Origin of the sequence: Moritella dasanensis ArB 0140, from assembly GCF_000276805.1 — a bacterium.
Classification (GTDB): domain Bacteria; phylum Pseudomonadota; class Gammaproteobacteria; order Enterobacterales; family Moritellaceae; genus Moritella; species Moritella dasanensis.
Genome location: NZ_AKXQ01000021.1, coordinates 77848 through 85619, shown reverse-complemented (window position 1 = coordinate 85619; position 7772 = coordinate 77848). Strand labels below are relative to the sequence as shown.

Here is a 7772-nt window from a genome sequence, read left to right as displayed (position 1 = left end):
AGTAATTACTGATTAATAGTTAAACTTAGGGGGCTGATGATGTTCATTGGCACCCTGCTGCTCCGTCATCCTAATTAACAGGGAAAGTTATGAACAAATATGTCGGTATATTATCACCATCGTCGACCGTATTATTTACTGTATTGATATTGTTATTATCAATAGGCAGCATGAATAATAGTTGGGCTGGGGTGACGATAAATTCATTTTCAGATGTTGAGAAACAACTCTCTCAGCGCAGTTTTGATAATAAAATCGCGGCGGTTAATTGGTTAAGTCAAAAGGCATATCCAAACCCATCTCAAGCGAAGCAGTTATTTAACGATTTACTTGCAGGCCGCGTTTTCTATCATAAAAAGCAACAGTCCTTATTTCTAATTGCTGATTATGCCACTGGCCAATCGGCGATTAAATTAACCAGCTCGTTTACGGTTGATGCTGGTACACAAGCGGCAGTAGATGTCGAAACATTGATGATCGCCAAAAAACGTGATTTCAAAAAAGTATCGCTCAATAATAAACTGCGTAAAAATATCCGCTTAGGGATAGCGCAGTTAGATCTGAAATCAACAGATGCAACACTACGTGAGCAAGCAATACAGCGTTTTTTGGGTAATGTTGATCCAGATATTCAAACCTTATTGCGTCAACGTTTAGCCGTTGAAGATATTGAGAAGAATAAGAAGTTGTTAACGTTAGCGTTAGCGATTGGCACGACCGCGATATCGGAAGATAAAACTGAATTGTTAGCCGCTGTAGATTTATTAGCTGATTCGATAGAACCGAGCGCATTTAGCGCGCTTGAGCATGTCGTCACGACCACCACCGATGATGAGTTACGTCAGGCGGCGCAACGTGGTTTAGACAATTATGCGCAAAGTCAGAAAGTTTATAGCACGATTGAAACCTTGTATTTTGGTTTGAGTCTCGGGTCTGTATTAGCCTTAGCGGGTCTGGGTCTCGCGATTACCTTTGGGGTGATGGGGGTGATTAATATGGCCCATGGTGAGTTGATCATGCTTGGTGCTTATACCACCTATGTGATGCAGCTACTGATGCCAGATAATATTGGCCTCTCGTTGGTGCTCTCGATACCAGCGGCCTTTATTGTTTCAGGTTTAGTCGGCATTGCCATTGAACGCGGCGTTATTCGTTTTCTTTATGGTCGTCCATTGGAAACCTTACTTGCAACCTTTGGTATCAGCCTTATTTTACAGCAAGCCGTGCGCAGCGTGTTTTCACCGCTAAATCGCTCTGTTGTGACACCCGATTGGATGAGTGGCATGTTGGAATTTAATCCCATGTTAGCACTGACTTATAATCGCCTCTATATCATTATTTTCTGCTTATTAGTGTTCTGTGCACTTATTTTTGTATTAAAGAAAACGCCACTGGGTTTACAAGTACGAGCGGTATCTCAAAATCGCTCGATGGCGCGCGCGATGGGTGTGCGTTCGGAATGGGTGGATGCCATGACCTTTGGTCTCGGTGCTGGTGTGGCGGGTATTGCAGGCGTTGCTTTGTCGCAATTAACCAATGTCGGACCGAATATGGGCCAGAGCTATATCATTGATTCATTTATGGTCGTGGTCTTTGGTGGGGTTGGTAATCTCTGGGGTACCTTGGTTGCTGGTTTAACGTTAGGTTTATTTAACAAGTTGTTAGAACCTTGGGCTGGTGCAGTACTCGCTAAAATCATCGTATTGGTCTTCATTATCCTATTTATTCAAAAACGCCCGCGTGGACTCTTTCCACAACGTGGTCGTGCGGCCGAGGAATAACCCATGTTACAAACGCTATTCGCTAATACAATGTTAAAAACAGACCGTGGTGGTCAGCTACTAATGCTGCTACTGATGGCATTGTTAATTTTGGTGCCTGCACTTAACTTATTGGTGCCTCAAGGTCATTTTTTACATGTTGAAACTTACACTATTACCCTGTTAGGTAAATATCTCACCTATGCATTACTGGCGATGTCAGTGGACTTGGTATGGGGTTATTTAGGTATTTTAACTTTAGGGCACGGGGCATTTTTTGCTTTAGGTGGTTATGCCATGGGTATGTATTTGATGCGTCAAATCGGTGATCGCGGGGTTTACGGTAATCCTGAGCTACCTGATTTTATGGTGTTCTTAGATTGGCAAGAACTGCCGTGGTTTTGGCAAGGGTTTGATATGTTCTGGTTCGCTTGCTTGATGGTGGTATTAGTACCTGCGGCGTTGGCGTTAGTATTTGGTTTCTTGTCATTTCGAGCGCGGGTATCTGGGGTGTATTTGTCTATCATGACACAGGCGCTGACATTCGCGTTAATGCTCGCATTCTTCCGCAATGAGATGGGCTTTGGTGGTAATAATGGCTTAACCGATTTTAAAGATATCCTCGGCTTTAGTTTACAAGCGGATACCACTAAGGTGAGTCTATTTATGGCTTCGGTGGTGGCGTTGATCTTGGGTTACCTGACTTGTCGTAAAGTGGTTTCAAGTCGGTTAGGTAAAGTGGCCGTGGCAATACGAGATTCAGAGACACGAGTACGTTTTATTGGTTATAACGTGGCTAACTTTAAACTGGGGATTTTTATTCTATCAGCCATGCTCGCGGGTATTGCTGGCGCGCTGTATGTGCCACAAGTCGGTATCATTAATCCCGGCGAATTCTCTCCGCTTAACTCTATTGAAATTGTGGTTTGGGTTGCGCTTGGCGGTCGTGCCACTTTATTTGGCGCGATTATTGGTGCGCTGTTAATTAATTATGCCAAAAGTTGGTTCACCATTGAACTACCGGAAGTGTGGTTATTTGCCCTTGGTAGCTTGTTTGTCTTGGCGACGTTGTTTTTACCTAAAGGGGTGACCGGGTGGTTTACTGACCTGTCTAATAATAAGCAGTCTAACCGTAACATCAATAGTAACAACAGCGTGGCGGCGAAGGAGAATGCTCATGAGTAACCCTAAACAATTGGATTCGCAAGTGAATATCGCCTCGGTATTAACCTCGCAATTTACAGACCAGTCAATCGCAGTTAGCCGATCAGACCATGAGCAAGGTTTTACCGCGCCGTTCGCTAAACAGATCCAGGACAACGTCAGTCAGTTAGCGCGTCGTGATCAGGTATTTGAATTTTTGAAACCACCACATAACCCACTCATTGATACCCGTCATAATATCTTGTTGTATTTAGAAGGCGTGTCCGTATCTTTTGATGGCTTTAAAGCCATTAATGACTTGAACTTATACATAAAAGAAGGCGAGTTACGCTGCATTATTGGTCCTAACGGTGCGGGTAAAACGACCATGATGGATATCATCACGGGTAAAACACGCCCAGATACGGGGCAGGTTTGGTTAGGTTCAAAACTTAATTTATTGAACATGGATGAAGCGCAAATTGCCAATGCTGGTGTGGGACGTAAATTCCAGAAACCGACAGTATTTGAATGCTTATCGGTCTGGCAGAACTTAGAGCTATCAATGGCGGGAACGCGTAACGTGTGGTCAGTATTTCGTGCCAAATTATCTGGTGAGCAGCGCGATGAAATAGAACGGGTATTAGTATTGATTGGATTACAAGAACAAGCAGCAATGGATGCAGGTAGTTTGTCGCATGGTCAAAAACAATGGCTGGAAATTGGTATGTTGCTGATGCAAAAACCAAAGCTACTGTTAGTCGATGAACCTGTGGCTGGGATGACACACCAAGAAATGGATCGTACTGCCGAATTATTGAATTCATTAGCCGGTGATCATTCCGTTGTTGTTGTCGAGCATGATATGGACTTTGTTCGTTCGATTGCCAGCACGGTATCGGTATTACATCAAGGCAGTGTATTAGCTGAAGGCTCAATGACTGACATTCAAAATAACGCCAAAGTTAAACAAGTTTATCTGGGAGAGTAGCCATGTTATCGATTAAAGGTGTGAATCAGTTTTATGGTGAAAGCCATACCTTGTGGGATCTTGATATGCAGATCCCAAAAGGTAAATGTACTGTATTAATGGGCCGTAATGGGGTGGGCAAAACCACCTTGTTGCAATGCGTGATGGGCTTATTACCGGTTAAAAGTGGCGAGATCGTACTCCAGGGGAAAGATATTGCGCCACTGAGTGCGGAAAGTCGTGCGCGGCATGGTGTTGGTTATGTACCGCAAGGTCGGCAAATATTCTCATCGCTCACGGTTGAGGAAAATCTACAAATAGGATTACCGATCCGTGCTAAAGGTGATCGTAAGATCCCGGAGTTCATCTATGAGTTATTTCCGGTATTAAAAGAAATGCTGCACCGTCGAGGTGGTGATTTATCCGGTGGTCAACAGCAGCAATTAGCCATTGGCCGAGCGCTGGTGATTAACCCGCAATTGCTGATTTTAGATGAGCCGACAGAAGGGATCCAACCTAATATCGTCCAAGAAATTGGCGATATCATTCGTAAACTTAATCAGGAACTGGGCTTAACTGTATTGCTGGTCGAACAGAAATTACCTTTTGCCAGAAAGGTCGGTGATAACTTCTGTTTACTGGATCGTGGTCGTGCCGTCGCGGATGGTGAAATGGCGATGTTAACGGATGCGCTAATTCAGAAATATCTAACAGTGTAAATTCAGTGTTAAATTGTTAACACTTGTGTCACAGTAGTGTAAACAATCTACAAATACAGAAAAGCATTGATAATCTAGTACTTAAACGGAGATGTAAATGGAATTAACGCCGAGAGAGAAAGATAAATTATTGTTGTTTACGGCGGCTTTAGTCGCTGAGCGTCGTTTGGCGCGAGGCCTAAAGTTGAATTATCCAGAAGCCGTTGCCCTGATTAGTGCTGCCATTATGGAAGGTGCTCGTGATGGTCGTACTGTGGCGGAATTAATGGCATTTGGCCGCACAGTACTTACCGCTGAGCAAGTAATGGAAGGTATTCCAGAAATGATTTCTGATGTGCAGGTTGAAGCTACATTTCCTGACGGTACCAAACTTGTTACGGTGCACGAACCAATCATATAGGGACGATGATGGCGAATAAAATACACACAGGGACAGGTATGATCCCAGGACAAATGCAAGTAGCAAGTGGTCACATTACCTTAAATGCGGATATGCCAACGATGTCGGTAATTGTCGCTAATATAGGTGATCGTCCTATTCAGATTGGCTCGCATTACCATTTTTACGAAGCCAATGATGCACTGACCTTTGAGCGTGAACTTACTTTAGGTTTTCGGCTTAATATTGCTGCCGGAACTGCTATTCGTTTCGAACCGGGGCAAAGCCGTACTGTTGAATTAGTTGCTTTTGGTGGTAATCGCATGGTCTATGGTTTTCAGGGCAAGGTCATGGGCAGTATTGATGAGCACAAAAGTAAGGATGTTTTGACGGACAAGGATGAGGGTAAATAGATGGCTAAACTTTCAAGACAAGCCTACGCTGAAATGTTTGGGCCGACTACTGGCGATAGACTCAGATTAGCGGATACGGACCTATGGTTAGAAGTCGAACGTGATTACACCCGTTATGGCGATGAAGTTAAATTTGGTGGCGGGAAAGTGATTCGTGATGGCCAAGGTCAAAGCCAATTAACGTCGCAATATACGCCAGATTTAGTGATAACCAATGCGGTTATTCTCGATCATTGGGGCATAGTGAAGGCCGATATCGGTGTTAAAAATGGCCGGATTATCGCGATTGGTAAAGCGGGGAATCCAGACGTTCAGTCAGGTGTTGATATTATCATCGGCCCTGGTACTGAGATCATCGCTGCAGAAGGCTCAATTATTACTGCTGGTGGCGTTGATTCACATATTCATTTTATCTGCCCACAGCAAATAGATGAAGCGCTGACTTCCGGTATTACCACTATGATCGGCGGCGGTACTGGTCCTGCGACCGGTACCAATGCCACAACGTGTACGCCGGGGCCATGGAATATCCACCGTATGTTGGAGTCTTTAGATAACTTTCCGATGAACTTTGGTTTGTTAGGTAAAGGTAATGCCAGTGTACCTGCACCTTTGCATGAACAAGTTGCCGCAGGGGCCATTGGTCTAAAACTGCATGAAGATTGGGGCACGACTCCAGCATCGATTGATAACTGTTTAACGGTTGCTGATGAAGCTGATGTGCAAGTCGCGATCCACACCGATACCCTCAATGAGTCAGGTTTTGTCGAGTCAACACTCGATGCTATTGGCGATCGCGTTATTCATACTTACCATACCGAAGGTGCTGGTGGTGGTCATGCGCCAGATATTATTCGGGCTTGTGGTGAATCCAATATATTACCGTCATCAACCAATCCAACCCGCCCTTATACCGTGAACACAATTGATGAACATTTAGATATGTTGATGGTTTGCCATCATTTATCGCCGTCTATTGCTGAAGATGTCGCTTTTGCAGAATCCCGTATTCGTCGTGAAACGATTGCTGCCGAAGATATCTTGCATGATCTGGGGGCTTTTTCGATGATCGCGTCGGATTCGCAAGCAATGGGGCGTGTAGGGGAGGTGATTTCTCGTACTTGGCAAACCGCGCATAAGATGAAAGTACAACGTGGTAGTTTACCACCAGATCCACCACACCATGATAATTTCCGCATTAAGCGTTATGTCGCTAAATACACCATTAACCCTGCAATTACCCACGGAATGAGTCATGAAGTTGGTTCTGTTGAAGTGGGAAAATTGGCTGATTTAGTATTATGGAAGCCAGCATTCTTTGGTGTTAAGCCCAGTTTAATTATCAAAGGTGGCATGATCGCATCTGCGCCGATGGGCGACCCGAATGGGTCTATTCCAACGCCACAGCCTGTTCACTATCGTCCTATGTTTGGTAGTTTTGGCCGCGCGTCGCAGAATACCTCTATGTTGTTTGTTTCTCAGCAAGCGAAACAGGATGGTATTCCCGAGCAGTTACAGCTCAAGAGTTTGATTGGTGTTGTTAAAGATTGCCGCCAGTTACGAAAATCAGACATGGTATTAAACGATTGGTTACCAACCATTGAAGTGGACTCTCAAACCTACCAAGTACGTGCCAATGGTGAGTTGTTAGTGTGTGAGCCTGCTACTGTGCTACCGATGGCGCAACGTTATTTTCTATTTTAGTGGTCGGTATCGTTTGTCTTTCTAGGTATAAATTTTGTTATAAATTATTTTAAGGAAAAAATAATGTTTAAATCAATCGTCTCAAAACAAAACGTCTCAAAGCCCAACGTTTCAAAAAAAGTCATGTCTATTGCCGCGTTATCAACTGCGCTATTTTCTGGTTCTGCATTGGCGCATACCGGCACTGAAACCTTCATGGCGAGTACATTTGCCAATGGTTTATTACATCCATTAACCGGATTAGATCATTTGATCATGTTACTGGGTGTTGGTTTTTTAGCGGCGCAAATGCAAGGTAAACAACTCAGCATTATTCTTGGCGCATTAGTCACTATGTTAATAGGAACTGGTTTTGGTGCGTTAACAGGGTTGATAACTGGCATGGAAAGCTTAATTTTAGCCTCGGTATTTATTGTTGCAGTGGCGGTTTGGAAACAAAGTCAGCAAGTGACGGTAAAGGTTAATTTATTATCGATCGCTGCAGTGATGATGGTGTTGTTCCATGGCTGGGCGCACGGTGTCGAAGCGCCTGCTGCACAGTTAGTGCAGTTTGTACCAGGTATGCTTATCAGTGCGGCTGCGTTACTGACACTTGGCGCTGTTATAGGCCGTCAAGTCAGTGCTAAATGGTTAAGTCCATCGCTGGGACTGAGTGGAGTATTAGTCGCTTTTCTAGGGGCATAG

The 7772-nt window shown here is 44.2% G+C and carries 8 protein-coding genes; all 8 read left to right on the top strand.

Translation table 11 applies throughout. From position 1 onward, the window contains the following. Window positions 1–89 precede the first annotated feature (89 nt). The 8 genes from urtB to A923_RS0116395 all read left to right on the top strand — a co-directional run bounded on the left by urtB (window position 90) and on the right by A923_RS0116395 (window position 7772). Window positions 90–1781: an urea ABC transporter permease subunit UrtB gene (urtB, locus tag A923_RS0116430; RefSeq protein WP_017222781.1), complete on the top strand. Its 1692-nt coding sequence runs from the start codon at window positions 90–92 to the stop codon at window positions 1779–1781. A gap of 3 nt (window positions 1782–1784) precedes the next feature. Then, the gene (urtC, locus tag A923_RS0116425; protein ID WP_017222780.1) at window positions 1785–2945 is read left to right on the top strand and encodes an urea ABC transporter permease subunit UrtC; all 1161 of its coding nucleotides are present in this window, start codon (window positions 1785–1787) and stop codon (window positions 2943–2945) included. Next, window positions 2938–3894: an urea ABC transporter ATP-binding protein UrtD gene (gene urtD / locus A923_RS0116420; protein WP_017222779.1), complete on the top strand. Its 957-nt coding sequence runs from the start codon at window positions 2938–2940 to the stop codon at window positions 3892–3894. The genes urtC and urtD overlap by 8 nt, the downstream gene beginning before the upstream one ends. Before the next feature lie 2 nt (window positions 3895–3896). Further along, a complete protein-coding gene (gene urtE, locus A923_RS0116415; RefSeq protein WP_017222778.1) occupies window positions 3897–4592 on the top strand; it encodes an urea ABC transporter ATP-binding subunit UrtE in 696 nt (231 codons plus the stop codon). 97 nt (window positions 4593–4689) lie between these two features. Further along, window positions 4690–4992 (top strand): urease subunit gamma, encoded by a 303-nt coding sequence (locus tag A923_RS0116410; RefSeq protein ID WP_017222777.1) that lies wholly within the window; start codon window positions 4690–4692, stop codon window positions 4990–4992. Window positions 4993–5030: 38 nt separating this feature from the next. Beyond that, complete coding sequence (locus A923_RS0116405; protein ID WP_192810699.1) at window positions 5031–5384, top strand: urease subunit beta; 354 nt, start codon at window positions 5031–5033, stop codon at window positions 5382–5384. Further along, window positions 5385–7088 (top strand): urease subunit alpha, encoded by a 1704-nt coding sequence (gene ureC / locus A923_RS0116400; protein ID WP_017222775.1) that lies wholly within the window; start codon window positions 5385–5387, stop codon window positions 7086–7088. It begins immediately after the preceding gene. 63 nt (window positions 7089–7151) lie between these two features. Further along, entirely contained in the window at window positions 7152–7772 is a 621-nt protein-coding gene (locus A923_RS0116395; protein WP_017222774.1) for a HupE/UreJ family protein, read from the top strand.